Consider the following 20,582-nt stretch of genomic DNA (forward strand, 5'->3'; position numbering starts at 1 on the left):
CGACGGAATTCCGCTCAGTTTCCGCCGTTGACGGCCGGTATGGCCAACGACGCAGATGGGTCGGTAGCTGCCCGTCGCCCCCCAAACCGGTCGCCGAATCGATCGGGCTCTTCCCACGGCCACTGGCGGCCGTCGCTAGCTTATTGCAGGCGTTCGCACTGCAGTTGTAAACAAGCACTGGGCCATAGATCTCAGGCTTCGCGCCCTAGGTGCCGAAGATCCGGTCTTGATGCGAGCGAGACACGTCTACCGGGCTCGCGGAGTTGGAGCTCCAGACGGACAAAAGCCCGCATCGAAGCGGGCTTCAGGCGGCCACCAATGTCGATAAAGGGCGACCTCATAGGCTAGGCCTGCTACCAGTATTCCCGAGGCGGATGGCCTCTGTCAAACATTTCCCTTCGCGGAAGCTTGAGTGGTCTATGTCATCGAAGACGTTGGTTCTGATGTCAACATCAAGACCTACCAGGAATAGCGCGAGGGCTTCACGTCGGCGACTTCAGTCGCCCCAATTAGTATGTTCGGCAACGCTGCACGTAGGGCGCGCGCGTCATGAAGCGCATGATGCCTACCGCCCTTGGCCCCGAAGTAAGCCTCTCGCCGACGTTGGTCCACCAATTGTCCAACCAGCACTCCCTTCCAGCCGATCGGGACGTCTCCCAAGAGTCCGATAGTGAGATCCCAATCTGCGATGCTGTCAACGCAAATCAAAATTTCCTCTGGCTTTCCAAGCGATGCAATCCACGCGAGAAGCTCGGTTCGTAGTTCCTCACGCGTGTGCGCACATCGAGGCAGTCGCCCCAACTGAGTTAGGACAACCTCTCGAACAAAATCACTGCAGGCCGAAAGATCGTAGTCCGACACCTCTCCGTAAAATTCGACCGTTTCCTCGCCAACCAGAGCGATGCTGATCAGTTCGCAGACTATAAAGTCGGTAAACTCGCAGTCGACGTAGAGCTTCATTGCAAACCGTCCCTATCAATGTCAGCTTCCCCTCTGTCGATGGCTTCCAGACGTTCCCGCAGCAACCGTTGAGCAATCCGATGGGAAAGGCCAGTGTCTCCATCCGTCGGAACAAGTCGATGCGCCACACTTGGGTCCCATCCCACATTATCGTCATCGATTGCAATCCACGGATCCGTAGGTTTCTTCGTTCGAAGGTAGTTTGCGATCTGCTGATACCGCGTCAGTTCGCTCCATCGATCAGGAACGCGGTACGGGCCCTCCTTGTGCAGCGCCATCTTTGAATGCCACGTGCCCCCAATGACTCGGCTCCGCAACCATGGCGACAGAAATCCTCTTGCCTTCGAAAAACCGAGTTCTCGAACCCAGGAAGTCGATAGCACTATCCTCACATCGCTGTATGGACTAAGAATTTCCTCCAGGATCGGCATCCACATGAACAGCGCACCCTCAGCATGAAGCTCAATATGGGAGTGCTTCCTGGACTGCACATAGTAAGCGGCATCCGGATGAAGCACACCGTCATAGTCGAGGAACAGGATCATTTCAGTGCAAATGGCGCTCTGGCGCTTCCTCCGGTGATTGCATCGAAGTTAGACCTCCTCGCGGCTATGAACCACCCCATATGGGACGGAGGAACGGTGCATCGTCCGCTTTAAAGGCGCCACGAGATTGAGCGCCGCCCCAACAAGCTGCGCCGGCAGAAGGCCCTCCCGTTCCAGGCCAAGTATCGACGCCGCCGTACGAAATCTGCTGATTGTCTGATCGGCTCTACCCCTGTGATGCTCGGTAAGTACCACTTCGTAGTTGCCGGCATCTACTGTGGGGTGGCCGACGTTCGATATCGTCAACTCCCCAAGTACCAGTGTTCGCTCTTCGTCGCCGTTCGGCACCAACTCGATTGTCACCTTCAACATCTTGATACCATCCAGTTCAAATCGATGGCTTGCTCGCTAAGACGTAGTGAGACGATGGCTCATCGTCACGACTTCCGCGATCCCATGTCAAGCCACTATCGGGAGGATCCATTTCCATCAAAGCGCGACGACGCCAATCGCACAATACCTGCGCCCAAACGCTATACCTCGTTAAACTTCCTCGCCGCTATGGATCCCACCCAGGTTTCGGAAGACTTTCGCATCGTCCGTCGACACGATTCGTTCACCATAGCGCCAACGACTCGCAACAACTGAACCAAGTTTCTGTTTCCAGCTTCCCGTATCTGGTATCCGTTGAGGCGACCAAAAGGCAAGCCAATTCGGTTTGGGCTCCCGCTAGAAATCATCACCCCATGCACACCGACGCTCCCCCTCACGCGTTTGAAGCATGAACTCGTGGTCTCTTTCTTCAGGCAGCAGAGCCGTTGACCAGTTTTGTGCATTTTCCAAGAAGCAATGTAGCCAAAGCGTACTTCCCCCCGCTAGGGTGACCTTCATACGCCCCCCCATTCGGAGTGCTGGATCTTGAAAGTACTCAAGAGAGGCCACATCGGCGCGCGACAATTGAACATCCAGTTCGGCCTGAGGACATGTAAACGCCATCGCCCCGGAAAGCTGTTTGACCAAGATGACGAACGCATCATCATTCTGAGGCGCGCGTTGAGCGGCTGGCGTAGCGGGCATGTTAACCACCTATTGCAAAAATCGATATTGTGTCTCAACGACCACAATATTGAAAGTGCGAATCGAAGCTGGAGGAAGGACAGTCGCTATCGCAGCGCGGTCCGCCAGACCACGGCCGTTCGCCACATTGTGACTCAACGACCACTGACAGATAGCTACCGCCTCCGCAATATGCCGGCATGTCCGGCCCTTCTTCCATCCCCGCTCGCGAACTGCTCGCCTACAACATGCGACGTTTACGCGCGGCATATGGCTGGACGCAGGAAGACTTGGCCGATAAGGCGCAGATGGATCGCTCGTTCCTGGCGCATGTCGAACGGCAAGCTCGCAATATCTCGCTGGATAGTGTCGAGCGAATTGCCCTGGCGCTGGAAGTTTCTATCGCCGAGCTATTCCGGGACATGGATATAGTTGCTTCCGGCAAAGGCGCTGGTAGGCGCTAAGCCGTCAAGAGGCAAGCCCGAGCCTACGGCGTCGTGTGAGGCAAAGCTCGTTCGTAGCCTATGTCCGATCCGGCTGACGTCGGCGAGACGTTTTGGAAGCCCTCTCCGACCCAGAATTCAGGGGAACTGTGACTGCGCGGTCCACCTTGGGCAAGGGTCGACTTAGTTCAGCTTGGGTCATACCTTTGACGTAGGCGTTGTACTGCCAAACGACGAACTGTTCGAGCAGTGCCGCGTTCTCTCTGTTAAGGCGCGTGTTTTCATTTTGCAGGCGAGCAATTCGATCAGCCGCTAGCTTGATGGAATGCGGCAACTTCCTCTCCTCACTGTATCCCTCCCTGATCCGCGCCTTCGCTGCGGCGAATGCCTCTTGTATTCGGACTATCCGAGACAGTGTTTGCCGCGTTGGACTCACCCCAATCACGCGCTGACTGGCTTCGCTCAGTGCTTCCCACGTAAGGGGGCTCTTCCAGCCGTCTAGAAGCTCCACGAGCCTGAGGATATCGATGTCTCTGAGATGTCGTGCCATCTCATTTCCCTCTCGCGGACAGACTCCGCGTCATAGACGAATCGAGCATACTGGGCCGACTGCGGAGCGCGCGCCGCAGCGGACTGAAGTCTTCATCGTCCCGAAGGCGAACAATGGTCCCGTCTGGTATGTCCCGGTTCTCCAGTATGGAAATCAGCTCGATCAATCGATTCTTGGTTTTAAGGTGGATCTCGTACCATCGGTCCGCTCCAGCGGTGCCTTGGGCGATCTGCTCTTCCGCGCGCGCCAACAGCCCTGACACCTCCTGAAGGCGAAGACGCAGACGATCCAGCCGGCGATCTCCCTTAATGCATACCTGCTCCGTGCAATTCAGACAGTCGCGGAAGCGCTGGCAAGGAGACATCACGTAATCGTGGATGCAGAAGCCGAACTCTGTAACATGCGCGGTGGGCATCGCTAGCGCGTTGAACTCCAGTTGCGTCAGGGGTAGCTTCTCGGCGAGCCGCCGTGATATTTCTTCGAAGGGGCGATCCCCTCTAAGTTCATTGTTTCGCGCACGCAACATATCAACGAGCTCAAACTCTGACATATGATCGTATGCGCGATTCTGCCGCACGTCGGTGCGCCCAGACCATCGCGCTACCTCTGCTTGTCCTAGCCCGCCGCGTTGCGCCAAGGTGTTCAGGTAATGACGGAACTGATGCGAAGTGATCTTGTAAGGCAATCCATCTGGCCCTTGATAGCCATAGCGCTCAAAAATTGATTGCCCGCCAACCGTTGGGCGGTCTCCCATGTCGTTGTTGAACACATTCACAGTCGGCCATGACAGTTCAATCGCGCCGGGGCATCTGCAATAAGTTAGCAGTTCCCCCCTGCGAAATATGAACAGAGCGTCTCGACACTTAACGCCCCGTTTCGCGTCACGAAAAGGAAAATCTCCCGGCAGTCGTCCATGGGCCCATCGATTTAGATCGCTCAGACAATGGGCGCCTTCGGCTCTGGACAAGCCGAGACTGGTCAAGTAGGTGCTCCAGCCGGACAAGTTGCCAAGGCCCAGCGCCTCAAGGACTTCTTGGCTCCGAAGCGGCTGGTCTTCCGGTAAGTTCGGTGACGTTTCGTGTGGAAAAAATCGCTCGGGACAATCTTCCAACCAGGCGGCGAGTCGGCGTGCCTCTGCTGTCACACGTCTTAGTCTGGAAATCGCCTCCTGCGCAATGTTCTCCATGGCGGACGGTATCCACTTGATCCCGGGGGGGGCTCCCTTCCCTGGCTGAAATCGCCATCCATATGCTGTTGTACCATTGCTCTTTTTTTCCCACACCTCACAATCTGCGCGCAGTGCTAATAGCTCGGAAATACGACAGGGAGCGCAGAGCAACATGGCCGCCACGCTGGAACTGAATATGTCGCGCGGATGGTTCGGATTGGAAGCGAAGATGGCGGCCATAGCATCAAGCGCGTCCTGTGCGGGAAGCCTACGGTCCCGTAGCGCCTTTGCCGTTGCCCCGGTGCGCACCGAGCCATTCGGACGTGGAATAGAATTTTTCCAGTCTATCGGCTGAAGCGAGAGCCGCATTGAGGTCAGGAAGGCAGCCAGCAGATGAAGTTCCCTGCCGACCCTGTACGCGAATAGCTCCGAGTAGTATTCCCGTGCTATAACAGCGGCGCGATCAAACGTCGCCATGTCCGCCTGCGCCACGATGGATTCTCCCGTGCAATCTAACAAGGCGCGCTCCAGACATCGAAGCGCGAAGAGTTTGCGTCCTGCTGACTTTGGTTGAATCCCCTCGTGGTATCGGCAATAGGCTTTCGCAAAGTCGCGAAAGGGAGTCGTCATTAATAGACTGTCATCCAGCATGCGCGTACGCTGATCGGCATTCCCAAACGTTACGCCCGCCGCAGGCCAAGAGTTGCTGTCCCAATCGAAGTCAGCGCCGAATACAGTTAGATCATGACGACAGTAGCGAATGAACTCCTTTATGACCGTCTCAGCTTCGGCCCCACTGCGGGGAGAAAAGTGAAAAATTGTCACGGGTACCCCATCATTCCATGCTCGCCTTCCGTACATCGCACAGCTGTATGACTTGGGCCACCGCAAACATGCTGCGATCTGTCACCGAAGCGATCGTATTGTCGCCAGTCAGTTGACCCACCCGCGCACGATCCGCCTCAAGCCACGACAGGACCTCGCGGTGTGGACCATCAAGCCACGGTTGAAAGTGCTGGCACGTGTAACAGGCGATCGGCGCGAGGGCGCCACAAAATCCGTAGTGACCGCATGTGCCAACGCCATGCCCACCATCGGTCCTCACACAACTGGATGGATGATTTCCACGAATCGCTGCGCTCTCACGATCCACCAAGACGCCTGCAAATGCCTGGGCGATCGGCGCAAGTTGCATCGCTACGGCTGCATTAATCGCGTCGACATGCTCTGGCACGTTCTCTACATATACCTTCACCTGCTGCGTGTCAGAATGATCCAAAAGCTCTGCAATCACCAGTTCCCCGTAGCCAGCCTTCGCCGCCCGCGTACCCAAAGTGCGCCGTAGACGCCTCGATAAAACGCGAAGCGGTGCACCGGTTCGTTCCGAATGCACACACAACGTATCAATGATCCGAGCCAGGCAGTTCTCCAGTGCAACGGTTTTCATATGCAAAGCTTCCGACTGCAGCAGTTGTCGGAGTGCTTCAGTCGAACTGCAACAAAGGTCCGCCAGTTGCTTCCACTTTGGAAACATCGGCACCAATTCGACAAGATCGGCATGTGTTCGAAGCGCTGGGATTGCGTAGCCCAGTAGCGTTTGATTTTCGCTCAGCAGTTGACCTATTGCCTCTCCGAGATCAGCAGTCAAAGCAAACGGCTTGAATTCGTTGCGCCAATTCGCTCCTCTCTGCTTCCGCCTAGGCACATTTAGTATGTAATCCTTATCGCCGTTTTTAGCGCTGACGCGAATGAAGTCACCGAACTTTAAGTCTCCCAACTGAACTGGTCGTCTGCCGGTCGCAATCAATAGCCTGACAAATACGTACTCAGCCAAACATATGTTTCCGGATTCGAGATTTTGATCCAAGCCGCTAAGTAATGCTTCATACTCAAGATCAGACAACGCTCCTTGAAGTGGGCACCTCAGTGCAACGGCTTGCCCTTTAAGGTTTCCTCGGAGCCGCCACTCTGCCAGTAGAGCTGGCACGCGTTGCTCTATGCCCGGATACCCCAATCGGCACCACGTTTTCAACATACCGGAGATGTTGGCCAAGTACCATTCATGTGCGCGATCCAACGTAGCGCGGTAGGACATCAAATCCTGTGTACGGATCTGACGAATCTTTCTCGTTGATAAGTTATTGACGAACCGCACGAATCCAGCCATGCGCCAAGCGAGGGTGCTGGTGTTAGCTGCGGAAGTAGTCAAAGCATAGTGCATCAGTACCTTACGCAAGCTCGTGCGGACTGGCTCGTCTGTCTGTTCCTCTATCCATCGCAGCGAAAGATCTACGTCACGCGACAGGCGCCAATGATCCTCGTTCGGCCAGAACTCCGAGCCACTACTAGAAAGAACTGGCTTGGCCGTGTCCCACTTTTCTAGAACGCTACGGTTCATGACGACCGCCACCTTTCGTATTTATTGTCTGGAGCTCGAGGGACGCGCGCTTGGCCAACTGTTCCGTTCGCCGGCGCAAATAGGTACTAGCTGTGCCGGAGGCTTCGCGCCATCCCATCCAATACGAACGCATCTTCTCTTCATCAGCGACCGACGCACCGTTCGCATCCATGCCTGCGGAGAACCGCTCATTCCAGGTGTGGCGCAATATGTGTGGTGTTAAGTCGCTCAGCTTTGGCTCGACATGCCGTAGCAACGCAAAGATTTTCTCCAACCCCTTGATTGACATGGGCAATCCCTCATAGGGGCCCGGCTGATGCGTCACGATCAGAAAATCATGGCGCTTAGCACGCAGAAACTTGCTGCGATCGTGCAGTACGTATTCGTAGACAGCCTTGGACAGCGTCGGTGAAAGTGGCAGCCTTCTGTCCAAGGTCTTAGCGACCGGTTGGTTTGGGCGGGGATCTTCCGGATCGTCGTGACGGCGCGCGATCACGACTTCATTAGCCTGCAAATCAAAGTCTTTCACTTTGAGGGCCAGTAGTTCGCCAGCTCGTACACCCAATTCGCTTAGCAAATGAATGATCAATGCATTGCGCGTCCGTAACCTCGGGTTGAACGGATTGCCGACGAACGACGGACAGACAAGTTCGTCCAGCCGCAGTTGCGCCACAACATTTAGAGATCGGCGCGCGGCGAAAGTACTGCGACGACGAACGCGTGGACGGCTCATCTTGATGCGGTCCACCAGTTGTGCCAAAGAAACTCGCCCTTTCTCGCTGACGCGAGATCGGTCAAGTATATAGCTCCCAACCCAACGCACGTACTGGGCGATATAGCTCAGGCGGATGTAGTGTGCATGCGTGCTGATCCGTGCAGGTGAATTTGCTGCGTTAGACATACGCGCGCCTTCGGTACGGCGTGGCAGCCCGATGACTTTGCGGCCTGCACGCCCGTTAACAGAGATTCCTGTCTGGGCAAACGCCCGAAGGGATTCGATCTCGAAATCGGTCAAAAATTTCTGCGCCTCAAACCGCTCTTTGAGATCGATGGATTGGGCCGCTGCCCAGCGGTAAAGCAACCGCAACGCATGGAGCGCGGCCAACATGGTGTTCGGTGCCTTACTGGCGTTCCGGATCTGGGTGGTGACAAATAGCGTCGGCAGGTAGGCGGGGAAGCCGCGACTATCGACCAGCATCGGAACCCGTTCACCGCTGGCGAACTTGGTGAAGCGAATTCGGAGCGAGCCTTCTTCTTCCCGCGCGTGAACCTGAGTGTGCATGCCACTGCCCCACAGAAACATGACAATGCTTCAAGGTGGAAAGAAACTCACGAACATTCAAGAAGAAAATTTACAGATCAGATGTAAAAAAGCCCGCGGTGAGCGGGCTCCAGGCTGAAACTTAACGAAACAAGGTAGGGTAGGATCTAGAACGGAATATCGTCGTCCATGTCCTCGAAGCCGTTCGACGGGGCCTGCTGCTGACGGCGCTGGCCACCCTGCTGGCCGCCACCGCCGCCCTGGGCGCCCTGCCCACGGCCGCCGCCGTAGCCGCCGCCACCGCCGCCTTGCGATTCGCGGCTGTAGCCACCGCCACCGCCGGCACCGCCGCCGTAGCCGCCTTCGTCGCCGCCGCCGCCACCCTGGCGGGCGCCCAGCATCTGCATCTGGTCAGCCACGATTTCGGTGCTGTACTTGTCCTGGCCCGACTGGTCCTGCCACTTGCGGGTGCGGATACGGCCTTCGATATAGACCGACGAACCCTTGCGCAGGTATTGACCGGCGATCTCGGCCAGCTTGCCGAAGAAGGCAATGCGGTGCCATTCGGTCGCTTCCTTGAACTCGCCACTCTGCTTGTCCTTGTAGCGGTCGGTCGTCGCGAGCCGGATGTTGGTCACGGCGTCGCCGCTGGGCATGTAGCGGGTTTCGGGGTCGGCGCCCAGGTTGCCGACGAGGATGACTTTGTTGACCGATGCCATATAAGAGTTCTCCAAGGACCGCGCCCTTTCAGCGCGGCGTTAAACGTAGTGCGAGATTCGCAGAAATTAATCGGGCCCGCGACCGCCACCCGGCACAGGCCCATCACTGGACGACCGTAAACGACATCACGCGCCGTTCGGAATACTCCGTCGGGCGCGTGTCGAATGCTACCGCCGATGCCGGGAAAAAGCGTGTCGGGCTTTTGCGGATACGTGAAAATTTGTGTCTAGGCCGCCACTGCCGAGGCGCCCTCCTTGCTGCGAGCCGGCGGCGCCTTCATGCTCCAGGCGATTATAAGCCACAGCAGCAGCACCGCCGCGCAGGCGACGAACACCGCCGGTCGGCCCTCGTGCTTGAGCAGCCAGCCGCCCGCCACGCCGCCCAGGGCCAGGCCCAGCGACTGCGTGGTGTTGTACACGCCGAGCGCGGCACCGCGGCTGGCGGCCGCGTAGCGCGACACCAGCGATGGCTGCATGGCCTCCAATACGTTGAACGCCACGAAGAACAGCAGCAGCACGCCCACGATCGGCCACAGCCCATGCACGGTGGCGAACAGCAGCTGCACGGCAGTCATCAGCGCCACCGACGCCAGCAGCACCGGCCGCACCTTGCCGTAGCGTTCGGCGGCCATCATCGGCGCCAGCATCAGCAGGAACGACACCAGCACCACGGGCAGGTACACCTTCCAGTGCTGGTCCAGCGGCATGCCGGCATCGCCCAGCATCGCCGGCACCACCATGAACATCGCCACCTGGCTGGCATGCAGCGCCAGCACGCCAACGTTCAGGCGGATCAGGTCGGCATTGAGCAGCACCTTGCGAAACGGCATCTGTACCGGATGGGGCGGCGGCGGGTTCGGCACCACGAACAGCGTCACGCCGATGGCCAGGGCGCCCAGCACGCCCATCAGCCCGAAGATGCCGGACATGCCGATGCTGTGCAGCAGCGGCGAGGCAATCACCAGCGACAGCGCAAACGTCAGGCCGATGCTGCCGCCAACCATCGCCATGGCTTTTGTACGATGCCGTTCGCGCGTCAGGTCGGCGATGCAGGCGGTAATGGCTGCCGAGATCGCGCCCATGCCCTGCAGGGCGCGGCCGATGGTGATGCCGGTCAGCGTATCGGAAAAGGCGGCGACCAGCGCGCCGGCCACGAACAGCAGCAGGCCGGCCACCATGACCGGCTTGCGGCCCACGCGGTCGGACAGCCAGCCCAGCGGGATATGCAGGAAGGCCTGCATCAGGCCGTAGATGCCCATCGCCACGCCCACGCGCTGTGCGTCGTGCCCGTCGGGCAGCGTCCGCGCGAATTCGGCGAAGACGGGCAGGATCAGGAACAGCCCCAGCATGCGCAGCGCAAAGATGCTGGCCAGCGACAGGCTGGCGTGCAACTCGCCGCGGGTCATGCGGTCGCGCACGGTTTCGGTGCGGGTGGGCTCGTTGGAAAGACTGGGTGAGGAAGGGGGGATCGACGGCATTGCGGTCGTGGGTGGAATTCTGGCTCGGTCGCGGGCTCGGTCAGCCTGGCAGCTTCGACACGCGCTGGCGCCCGGAAGTTGCCCGGACCTGGCCTTGTCTGGCATCGCAGACATCCGCGCAACAGACGCTGCCGCGATGCCTGCGGCCCCGCCGGCACGTCGCCGTCTTCAGTCCGTTTGGCGCCGGGTAACCCCGGAAACCGAAGTTCGGTATATTAGCAGGTTTGCTTCTCGCGCTTGTTCCATCACGTCCGGCTCCGGCCAGGCGTGAAATGTGCGTGAAGCGGCGGGCTGCGCCCTTGTCCGGGGCGCCCCAGGCGTCTGGCCAGGCACATCGAATTTCCGCGGGACCGACCTGCTCGCAGGCCGCCCACCGGGCGAACGAACGGTATATGGAAGAAATCAAGATCCGTGGGGCGCGTACCCACAACCTTAAGAACATCAACCTGGACCTGCCGCGCAACAAGCTCGTGGTGATCACGGGCCTGTCCGGCTCCGGCAAGTCCTCGCTGGCGTTCGACACCCTCTACGCCGAGGGCCAGCGCCGGTACGTGGAATCGCTGTCCGCCTACGCCCGCCAGTTCCTGCAGCTGATGGAAAAGCCCGATGTCGACCTGATCGAAGGGCTGTCGCCCGCGATCTCGATCGAGCAGAAGGCCACCAGCCACAACCCGCGTTCCACGGTCGGCACGGTCACCGAGATCCACGACTATCTGCGCCTGCTCTATGCCCGCGCCGGCACCCCCTACTGCCCCGACCACAACATCGCGCTGCAGGCCCAGAGCGTGTCGCAGATGGTGGATGCCGCACTGGCACTGCCCGAAGACACCAGGCTGATGATCCTGGCGCCCGTGGTGTCCGACCGCAAGGGCGAGCATTCCGACCTGTTCGATTCGATGCAGGCGCAGGGTTTCGTGCGCTTCCGCATCCGCTCGGGCGGCGGCACGGCGCACGAGGCCGAGGCGAAGGTCTACGAAGTGGACAGCCTGCCCAAGCTCAAGAAGACTGAAAAGCACTCGATCGACGTGGTGGTGGACCGCGTGAAGGTGCGCGCCGACATCAAGCAGCGCCTGGCCGAATCGTTCGAGACCGCGCTGCGCCTGGCCGACGGCCGCGCGCTCGCGCTGGAAATGGATACCGGCCGCGAGCACATGTTCAGCTCGCGCTTTGCCTGCCCGATCTGCTCGTATTCGCTGCAGGAACTGGAACCGCGCCTGTTCTCGTTCAACAACCCGATGGGCGCCTGCCCGAGCTGCGACGGCCTGGGCCAGATCACGTTCTTCGACCCGAAGCGCGTGGTGGCCTTCCCGAACCTGTCGCTGGCCTCGGGCGCCATCAAGGGCTGGGACCGCCGCAACCAGTTCTACTTCCAGATGCTGCAGAGCCTGGCGGCGTTTTACGACTTCGACACCGAGGCCGCGTTCGAGGACCTGCCCGCCGAGGTGCAGCAGGTGGTGCTGCACGGCTCGGGCGAGCAGGAAATCCCGTTCACGTATATCAACGAGCGCGGCCGCACCACGGTGCGCTCGCATGCGTTCGAGGGCATCATTCCGAACCTGGAGCGCCGCTATCGCGAGACCGATTCGGTGGCGGTGCGCGAGGAACTGGCCAAGTATCAGAACAACCAGGCCTGCCCGGTGTGCCATGGCACGCGCCTGCGCACCGAAGCCCGCCACGTGAAGATCGGCGAGGACGAGCAGGCGCGCGCGATCTACGAGATCAACGGCCTGCCGCTGCGCGACGCGCTGACGTGGTTCCTGACGCTGAACCTGCACGGCGCCAAGCGCGAGATCGCCGACAAGATCGTCAAGGAGATCTCGGCGCGGCTGAACTTCCTGAACAACGTGGGACTCGACTACCTGTCGCTGGAGCGCAGCGCCGACACGCTGTCGGGCGGCGAGGCCCAGCGCATCCGCCTGGCCTCGCAGATCGGCTCGGGCCTGACCGGCGTGATGTACGTGCTGGATGAGCCGTCGATCGGCCTGCACCAGCGCGACAACGACCGCCTGATCGGCACGCTCAAGCACCTGCGCGACATCGGCAATTCCGTGCTGGTGGTGGAGCACGACGAAGACATGATCCGGGCCTGCGACTACGTGGTCGACATCGGCCCCGGGGCCGGCGTGCATGGCGGGATGATCGTGGCCGAAGGCACGCCTGCGCAGATCGAGCAGTCGCCGGCGTCGCTGACGGGCCAGTACCTGTCCGGCCAGCGCAGCATCGAGGTGCCCAGGAAGCGCGCCGCGCCCGACCCGGACCGGCTGCTGCGCATCGTCAATGCCACGGGCAACAACCTGCGCAACGTGTCGGCCGAGATCCCGGTGGGCCTGCTGACGTGCATCACCGGCGTGTCGGGCTCGGGCAAGTCCACGCTGATCAACGACACGCTGTACAACGCCGTGGCGCGCCACCTGTATGGCTCGACGGCCGAACCGGCGCCGCACGACCAGATCGAGGGGCTGGAACACTTCGACAAGGTCATCAACGTCGACCAGAGCCCGATTGGCCGCACGCCGCGCTCGAACCCGGCCACGTACACCGGCCTGTTCACGCCGATCCGCGAACTGTTTGCCGGCGTGCCGGCGGCCAAGGAGCGCGGCTACGATCCGGGCCGGTTCTCGTTCAACGTCAAGGGCGGCCGCTGCGAGTCGTGCCAGGGCGACGGCGTGATCAAGGTGGAGATGCACTTCCTGCCGGACGTCTACGTGCCGTGCGATGTCTGCCACGGCCAGCGTTACAACCGCGAGACCCTGGAGGTGCTCTACAAGGGCAAGAACATCTCCGAAGTGCTGGACCTGACCGTGGAGCAGGCCCACGAGTTCTTCAGCGCCGTGCCCGTGGTGCGCCGCAAGCTGCGGACGCTGCTCGACGTCGGTCTGGGCTATATCCGGCTTGGACAATCGGCTACGACGCTGTCAGGCGGCGAGGCGCAGCGGGTGAAGCTGTCGCTGGAACTGTCCAAGCGCGACACGGGCCGGACGCTGTACATCCTGGACGAGCCGACCACGGGGCTGCACTTCCACGACATCGAACTGCTGCTGGCGGTGATCCAGAAGCTGCGTGACCATGGCAATACGGTGGTGATCATCGAGCACAACCTCGACGTCATCAAGACGGCCGACTGGCTGATCGACATGGGCCCCGAGGGCGGCGCAGGCGGCGGCCAGGTGATTGCCAAGGGCACGCCGGAGACCGTGGCGGCCAGCAAGGCCAGCTTTACCGGCAAGTACCTGGCGCCGCTGCTCAAGCGGAAGTAAGGCGCCCGGAAGGCGCCCGGCGGTCCAGGCGGGCGGCGTGCCTAGCGCGCCTCCGCCACGTCGCCGATCTTGCCCGGCGTGTCTTCCTTCATGCGGCTGCGGTTCATCAGCCCGGCCTGCTCCAGCACCGGGTAGGCGGTGGCGCAGAACAGCGAATTGAGCCGCTTCATTTCGCTGATCACGTCCAGGTGCAGCGAACTCGTCTCGATGCTTTCGACGGTCTGGACGGCCACGCGCTGCAGGTGCGAGCGCGCGTACTTGCGTTCCAGGTCGCGGAAATTGGCCTTTTCGGCCATCAACTGCTGTGCGCTGCGGATGTCGCCGGTCAGGAATACCGACAAACCCAGCCGCAGGTTGCCCACCACACGCGCGTGCATTTCGGCGATTTCCTGCATGCCGGCCTCGGAGAACGACAGGTTGTGCGCGATCTTCTTCTCCCGGGCATCGACGATGACACGCTCGATGAGATCCCCCGCATGCTCCAGGTTGATGGTCAGCGAGATGATTTCGGTCCAGCGCTGGCCGTCGCGTTCGTCCAGCGCCTCGGTGCTGATCTGGGTCAGGTAGAGCTTGATCGCGGTGTACAGGTCGTCCACCTCGTTGTCGATCCGGCACGTGGCGTTGGCCAGCTTCAGGTCGTTGGTGCGCAGCACGCGCAGCAGGTTGTCAAGCATCTGCTCCACGCGGTCGCCGATGCGCAGCACCTCGCGCGCGGCATTCGACAGCGCCAGCGTGGGCGTGGACAGCGCGGCGGGGTCCAGGTGGCGCGGCGTCACCTGGCTGTCGCCGGTGTTGCGGCCGGGCAGGATGGCTTCGCACAGGCGCGCCAGCGGCGCCGTGGCGCCCAGCAGCACCACGGCCAGCGCCACATTGAACAACAGGTGGAAATTGACGATCAGCCGTTGCGGGTCGGCGTCGATGTGGGCCAGCAGGTCCTCGGCCTGGGTCAGCAGCGGCAGCGCGATCACGCAGCCCAGCAGGCGCGACAGCAGGTTGCCCAGCGTCACGCGTTTGCCGGGCTGGTTGTTGCCCGACGTGGTCAGCAGCGCCGAGATGCCGGACCCCAGGTTGGCGCCCAGCACCAGCGCCAGCGCCACGTGGATCGACACCACGCCGGCCGACGCCAGCGCGCCGCAGAACAGCACCACGGCCAGGCTGGAATAACAGAGGATGGTCAGGAAGGCGCCGATCAGCATGTCCAGCGCGGCGTCGCCGGTCAGCGTGCTGAACAGCACCTTGACGCCGGCCGCCTGCACCACCGGGCGCGTGGCAATCGAAATCAGTTCCAGCGCCAGCGTGATCAGGCCCAGCCCGATCAACACCCGGCCCACGTGGCCAGCCTTGCTGCCCTTCCAGCTCAGATGCAGGATCACGCCGACGAAGATCAGCAGCGGCGACAGCCATGACAGGTCGAGCGAGAACACCTGCACCATCACGGCCGTGCCCACGTTCGCGCCCAGCATGATGGCCAGCGCCGGGGCCACGGCGATCAGGCCCTGACCTACGAAGGAACTGACGATGACGGCGGTGGCATTGCTGCTCTGCACCAGCCCGGTCACGCCCAGGCCGGCGACGAATGCCTTGAAGCGGTTCGACACGCTGGCCGACAGCACATGGCGCAGATTGGCGCCGTACACGCGCAGGATGCCGACCTTGACGATATTGGTGCCCCAGACCAGGAGCGCCACGCCGGAGAGGAGATGAAGCAGTACGCCCATTGTGCGTCCCTTGTGACCGGTGCCGGCGGGTGGCAGGAGGCGTGCCGCCCGGTCATCGCGTTGTTATCAAGGGGGCATTATGCGCCCCGCTGTCATGTGGGGCAATTGGACGGGGTCCGACGTCCGCCGAAGCGTTGCGCCGGCGTCAGTGGCCGTCGAACTTGCAGACCGTGAACAGCGGCAGGCCGCTGCCGTGCAGCAGCTTCGACCCGCCCAGTTCTGGCAGATCGACGATTGCCGCGCCCTCCACCACCGTGGCGCCCAGGCGTTCCAGCAGCTTGCGGCCGGCCATCATGGTGCCGCCCGTGGCGATCAGGTCGTCGATCAGCAACACGCGGTCGCCGGCCTTGCAGGCGTCGGCGTGGATTTCCACGGTGGCGCTGCCGTATTCAAGCTCGTATTCCTCGGCCACGGTCTGGAACGGCAGCTTGCCCTTCTTGCGGATGGGCACGAAGCCCAGGTTCAGCTCGTACGCGATGATCGAGCCCAGGATAAAGCCGCGTGCGTCGATGCCGGCCACGAGGTCCAGTTGCTGGTCCATGTAGCGGTGGACGAACACGTCGATCAGCACGCGCAGCGTCTTGGGGTTCTGCAGCAGCGGGGTGATGTCGCGAAACTGGACACCGGGCTGCGGCCAGTCCGGCACGGTACGGATGCGGTCACGCAGGTAGCCGGTGACATCGCCGAGATCGGGGGACTGGATGATGGGATCTGCCATGGGGAATCTGTCTGGAAAGAGTTCATGCGGTAACGGGCTACCACCCGCGCCCCGCCTTGCCGCCGCACAATGGCCCGGCTGCTTGGGCGTCCGCAACCCGTAACCATACAGGAGACAGCTATGGCAAAGAAGATTCTGATGCTGGTCGGCGATTTCGCCGAGGACTACGAGACCATGGTGCCCTTCCAGGCACTGCAGATGGTGGGCCACGCGGTCCACGCGGTCTGTCCCGACAAGAAGGCCGGTGACGCCTGCGCCACCGCCATCCATGACTTCGAGGGCGACCAGACCTACACCGAAAAGCGCGGCCACAATTTCACGCTCAATGCCACGTTCGCCGATGTGGACCCGGCCAGCTACGACGCCCTGGTGATTCCGGGGGGCCGCGCGCCGGAATACCTGCGCCTGAACAACCGGGTGATCGAGATCGTGCGTCACTTCGCCCAGGCCAACAAGCCGATCGCGGCGGTCTGCCACGGCGCCCAGCTGCTGGCTGCGGCCGATGTGCTGGAAGGCCGCACCTGCTCTGCCTACCCGGCCTGCGCCCCCGAAGTGCGGCTGGCCGGCGGCAAGTACGCCGATATCCCCGTGGACCAGGCCCATACCGATGGCAACCTCGTCACCGCCCCGGCGTGGCCGGCACATCCAGCCTGGCTGGCGCAGTTTCTTGCCGTGCTGGGAACGCGGATCGTAGAGTAGAGGCTTCCGAACGCGGCCAGCTCGGTCGCGGCGCACGGGAGTTCGCATGTGTGAGATCTTCATCCGGGCCAATCCGGATTCCTACCAGACCCAGTCGCGGTCGCTGCGCCTGCACGGCGTGGCGACCAGCATCCGGCTCGAAAACCTGTTCTGGGAAGTGCTGGAAGAACTGGCGCAGCGTGACGGCATGAGCGTCAACCAGCTGCTGGCGCGCCTGCACGACGAGTTGGCCGAACATCGCGGCGAGGCATCGCTCACCGCCAACTTCGCGTCATTCCTGCGCGTGTGCTGCATGCGTTACTTATTGTTGCAGAACGAAGGCCGCATCCCCGCCGATACCGATGTGCCGATCCGATCGCTCGATGCACGGTCGGCGCTGAGTGATCTACCCGCCTCCTGGGTGGACGGCAGCAGCCCGCGCCGACCCACTTCGCAGGACGGACGGCAAACGCGCAGCGCCTAAAGCCGTCCGAACCGGCAAACGGTAAAGCCGGCGCCTACTGCCGCACCAGCCGTTCTTCGGCCGATTCCAGCGCCTCGGGCGTGCCGCGCAGCACGACGATGTCGCCCGGCTCCAGTACGGTTTCAGGCTCCGGATCGAAGGCCCGGATGCCGCGCCGGCGCACCGCCGTGACCTCCACGCCGATGCGCTCCAGCCCCAGCGTGCCCAGGCGCCGCCCCACCGCCGTATGCTCGGGCCCGAGCGATACGGAATGCAGCCGCACGGTATCGCGCTCCACCATGTCTTCCTCGTCGTCGCGGCCGTGGAAGTAGCCGCGCAGCAGGCTGTAGCGCGCGTCACGCGCCTGCTGCACGCCGCGCACCACCCGGCGCATCGGCACCCCCAGCAACACCAGCGCGTGCGACGCCAGCATCAGGCTGCCTTCGATGATTTCCGGCACCACCTCGGTGGCCCCGGCCTTCTGCAGCGTATCGAGTTCCGAATCGTCCACGGTGCGCACGATCACCGGCATCGCGGGCGCCAGTTCCTGCACGTGGTGCAGCACCTTTACCGCCGAGGGCGTATTGGCATACGTGATCACCACCAGCGCGGCCCGGTGGATACCGGCGGCGATCAGCGATTCGCGCCGCCCGGCATCGCCATAGACCACGGTGTCCCCGGCCGCGGCGGCCTCACGCACGCGGTCGGGGTCGAGGTCCAGCGCTACATAGGTAATGCCCTCGCGCTCCAGCATGTGCGCCAGGTTCTGCCCGCTGCGCCCGTAGCCGCAGATGATGGCGTGCTTTTCGGTCTGCAGGCTCTGGGCCGCGATACGGGTCATGTTCAGCGACTGCATCAGCCATTCGTTGGCGGCAAAGCGCAGCACGATGGCGTCGCTGTACTGGATCAGGAACGGCGCGGCCAGCATCGACAGCAGCATCGACGCCAGGATCACCTGGATCAGCACCGGATCCACCAGCCCCATGCCGTCGATCTGGTTCAGCAGCACGAAACCGAATTCGCCGGCCTGCGCCAGCCCCAGGCCGGTACGGATGGCCACGCCCTGGCGCGACCCGAACAGCCGCGCCAGCCCGGTGATCAGCACCAGCTTGAACAGGATCGGCACCACCAGCAGGCCCAGCACCAGCCAGATATGGTCGAACACCACGCGCACGTTGAGCAACATGCCGATGGTGACGAAGAACAGCCCCAGCAGCACGTCGCGGAACGGCTTGATGTCTTCTTCCACCTGGTGGCGGTACGGGGTCTCGGAAATCAGCATGCCGGCCATGAACGCGCCCAGCGCCATCGACAGGCCCAGCCGTTCGGTCAGCGCGGCCATGCCCAGCGTGACCAGCAGCAGGTTCAGCATGAACAGTTCCTGCGACCGGCGCGCCGCCACGATGTGGAACCAGCGGCTCATCAGCTGCTGCCCGACGAAGAAGATCAGGCCCAGGGCCACCACGATCTTGACCGTGGCCAGCCCCAGCGCCCAGGCCAGGTCGCCGGGGTCGCGCGACAGCGCCGGGATGATGATCAGCAGCGGCACCACAGCCAGATCCTGGAACAGCAGCACGCTGATGATGTTGCGGCCGTGCTCGCTTTCCAGCTCCATGCGCTCGGATAGCATTTTCACGACGATGGCCGTCGACGACATGGCCAGCGCGCCGCCCAGCGCCACCGACGCCTGCCAGGTCAGCGGGAACGCCCAGCTGAACAGCCAGCTGGCCGGCAGCACGGCCAGCAGCGACAGCGCCACCTGCGACCCGCCCAGCCCGAACACCAGCCGCTTCATGGCGCGCAGCTTGCTCAGGCTGAACTCCAGGCCGATCGAGAACATCAGGAAGACCACGCCGAATTCGGCCAGGTACTTGGTCTGGCCCGTATCGCTGGCCAGCCCCAATGCGTGGGGGCCGATCAGGATGCCAACCGCCAGATAGCCCAGCATGGGTGGCAGTTGCAGCATGCGGAAGGCCACCACGCCAAAAACGGCGGCGGCCAGCAGCACGAGGGTCAGTTCCAGCGGAGAATGCATTCGGCAGGCTTCAAAAACGACGGCCGGGCACGCGCCTGAGCCGGCATCTGCACCCCGCCGGCAAAAGACGGCAAGCGCGGCGGTCGTCGGGGCAGCCGGGCGGCTTGCCGGGCCAGACGCCATCGCATTCGTTGGTATACTCCAGCGCCATGATAGCCAATTTCGATGCGAATCGAGCACTCGAGCTCGCTCGCCACACCCTCCAGATCGAGGCCGACGCCGTTTCGGCGCTGGCCGGCCGCCTGACCCCCGCCTTTACCCGGGCCGTCGAGATGATTCTCGGCTGCACGGGCCGCGTGGTGGTCTCGGGCATCGGCAAGTCCGGCCATATCGGCCGCAAGGTGGCCGCCACGCTGGCATCCACGGGCACGCCGTCGTTTTTCGTCCATCCGGCCGAGGCCAGCCATGGCGACCTCGGCATGATCACGCGCGACGACGTGCTGGTCGCCTTCTCGAATTCCGGTGAAACGGCCGAACTGCTGTCGATCGTCCCGATCGTCAAGCGCATTGGCGCCGGCCTGATCTCGATCACAGGCAACGCCGAATCAAACCTGGCCAAGCTGTCCGACGCCCACCTGGACGGCGCCGTGGCACAGGAAGCCTGCCCGCTGAACCTGGCCCCCACGGCCAGCACCACGGCCGCGCTGGCCCTGGGCGACGCCCTGGCAGTGGCCGTGCTCGACGCCCGCGGCTTCGGCGAGGAAGACTTTGCCCGCTCTCACCCGGGCGGTGCGCTGGGCCGCAAGCTGCTGACCCACGTGCGCGATGTCATGCGCACCGGCAATGCCGTGCCGGAGGTGCGCGAAAGCACGCCGCTGGCCCAGGCGCTGATGGAAATCACGCGCAAGGGCATGGCCATGACCGCCGTGGTGGACCCCGAAGGCCGGGCCGTGGGCGTGTTCACCGACGGCGACCTGCGCCGCCTGCTGGAAACCCCGCGCGACTGGAAGACCGTGCCGATCGGCGAGGTCATGCACCACAACCCGCGTACGGTCCATCTTGACCAGCTCGCCGTGGAAGCCGTGCAGATCATGGAAACGAACCGCATCAACCAGTTGCTCGTCGTCGATGGCGACGGCCGCCTGGTGGGCGCGCTCCATATCCATGACCTGACGCGCGCCAAGGTCATCTGAAC

The 20,582-nt window shown here is 62.3% G+C and carries 15 protein-coding genes; 5 read left to right on the forward strand and 10 right to left on the reverse strand.

The annotated features are described in order from the left end of the window. Positions 1-459: 459 nt before the first annotated feature. Together AC3G88_RS22710 and AC3G88_RS22715 are read right to left on the reverse strand one after the other, a co-directional pair. Entirely contained in the window at positions 460-960 is a 501-nt protein-coding gene (locus AC3G88_RS22710) for a 3'-5' exonuclease family protein (RefSeq protein WP_488893988.1), read from the reverse strand. Continuing rightward, positions 957-1,505: an HAD domain-containing protein gene (locus AC3G88_RS22715; RefSeq protein WP_488893989.1), complete on the reverse strand. Its 549-nt coding sequence runs from the start codon at positions 1,503-1,505 to the stop codon at positions 957-959. The genes AC3G88_RS22710 and AC3G88_RS22715 overlap by 4 nt, the downstream gene beginning before the upstream one ends. Before the next feature lie 1,256 nt (positions 1,506-2,761). Here AC3G88_RS22715 and AC3G88_RS22720 point away from each other — a divergent pair. Then, positions 2,762-3,025, forward strand: a complete 264-nt coding sequence (locus tag AC3G88_RS22720) for a helix-turn-helix domain-containing protein (protein ID WP_488893990.1) — start codon at positions 2,762-2,764, stop codon at positions 3,023-3,025. 530 nt (positions 3,026-3,555) lie between these two features. On the opposite strand, the gene AC3G88_RS22725 is transcribed toward AC3G88_RS22720, so the two are convergent. The 5 genes from AC3G88_RS22725 to AC3G88_RS22745 all read right to left on the reverse strand — a co-directional run bounded on the left by AC3G88_RS22725 (position 3,556) and on the right by AC3G88_RS22745 (position 10,578). Then, the gene (locus AC3G88_RS22725) at positions 3,556-5,547 is read right to left on the reverse strand and encodes a hypothetical protein (RefSeq protein WP_488893991.1); all 1,992 of its coding nucleotides are present in this window, start codon (positions 5,545-5,547) and stop codon (positions 3,556-3,558) included. Positions 5,548-5,557: 10 nt separating this feature from the next. Then, entirely contained in the window at positions 5,558-7,120 is a 1,563-nt protein-coding gene (locus AC3G88_RS22730) for a site-specific integrase (protein ID WP_488893992.1), read from the reverse strand. Next, entirely contained in the window at positions 7,110-8,423 is a 1,314-nt protein-coding gene (locus tag AC3G88_RS22735) for a site-specific integrase (RefSeq protein ID WP_488893993.1), read from the reverse strand. The genes AC3G88_RS22730 and AC3G88_RS22735 overlap by 11 nt, the downstream gene beginning before the upstream one ends. A gap of 125 nt (positions 8,424-8,548) precedes the next feature. Then, the gene (locus AC3G88_RS22740; protein ID WP_488771378.1) at positions 8,549-9,100 is read right to left on the reverse strand and encodes a single-stranded DNA-binding protein; all 552 of its coding nucleotides are present in this window, start codon (positions 9,098-9,100) and stop codon (positions 8,549-8,551) included. 227 nt (positions 9,101-9,327) lie between these two features. Next, a complete protein-coding gene (locus AC3G88_RS22745) occupies positions 9,328-10,578 on the reverse strand; it encodes an MFS transporter (RefSeq protein ID WP_488893994.1) in 1,251 nt (416 codons plus the stop codon). Between the two features lie 392 nt (positions 10,579-10,970). Between AC3G88_RS22745 and uvrA the strand changes: the two genes are divergently transcribed. Next, complete coding sequence (uvrA, locus tag AC3G88_RS22750; RefSeq protein ID WP_488893995.1) at positions 10,971-13,835, forward strand: excinuclease ABC subunit UvrA; 2,865 nt, start codon at positions 10,971-10,973, stop codon at positions 13,833-13,835. Positions 13,836-13,876: 41 nt separating this feature from the next. On the opposite strand, the gene AC3G88_RS22755 is transcribed toward uvrA, so the two are convergent. Both AC3G88_RS22755 and AC3G88_RS22760 read right to left on the reverse strand, forming a co-directional pair. Next, positions 13,877-15,553 carry a Na/Pi cotransporter family protein gene (locus AC3G88_RS22755; protein WP_400393831.1) on the reverse strand — a complete coding sequence of 559 codons (1,677 nt, stop codon included), beginning with the start codon at positions 15,551-15,553 and terminating at the stop codon, positions 13,877-13,879. A gap of 145 nt (positions 15,554-15,698) precedes the next feature. Further along, positions 15,699-16,271, reverse strand: coding sequence for an adenine phosphoribosyltransferase (locus AC3G88_RS22760; RefSeq protein ID WP_400393829.1), 573 nt, complete (start codon positions 16,269-16,271; stop codon positions 15,699-15,701). Positions 16,272-16,391: 120 nt separating this feature from the next. Between AC3G88_RS22760 and AC3G88_RS22765 the strand changes: the two genes are divergently transcribed. Further along, positions 16,392-16,970, forward strand: coding sequence for a DJ-1/PfpI family protein (locus AC3G88_RS22765; RefSeq protein ID WP_488893996.1), 579 nt, complete (start codon positions 16,392-16,394; stop codon positions 16,968-16,970). Positions 16,971-17,016: 46 nt separating this feature from the next. Further along, entirely contained in the window at positions 17,017-17,433 is a 417-nt protein-coding gene (locus AC3G88_RS22770; protein WP_488893997.1) for a ribbon-helix-helix domain-containing protein, read from the forward strand. 34 nt (positions 17,434-17,467) lie between these two features. Here AC3G88_RS22770 and AC3G88_RS22775 read toward each other — a convergent pair whose 3' ends face one another. Beyond that, on the reverse strand, positions 17,468-19,447 hold the full coding sequence (locus AC3G88_RS22775; RefSeq protein WP_153948981.1) for a monovalent cation:proton antiporter family protein: 1,980 nt from the start codon (positions 19,445-19,447) through the stop codon (positions 17,468-17,470). A 149-nt stretch (positions 19,448-19,596) separates the two neighbouring features. On the opposite strand from AC3G88_RS22775, the gene AC3G88_RS22780 reads away from it, so the two are divergent. Further along, positions 19,597-20,580 carry a KpsF/GutQ family sugar-phosphate isomerase gene (locus tag AC3G88_RS22780; RefSeq protein ID WP_400391318.1) on the forward strand — a complete coding sequence of 328 codons (984 nt, stop codon included), beginning with the start codon at positions 19,597-19,599 and terminating at the stop codon, positions 20,578-20,580. The last annotated feature ends 2 nt before the right edge of the window (positions 20,581-20,582 follow it).

The sequence above is a fragment of the Cupriavidus sp. 86D6 genome (genome assembly GCF_057815095.1).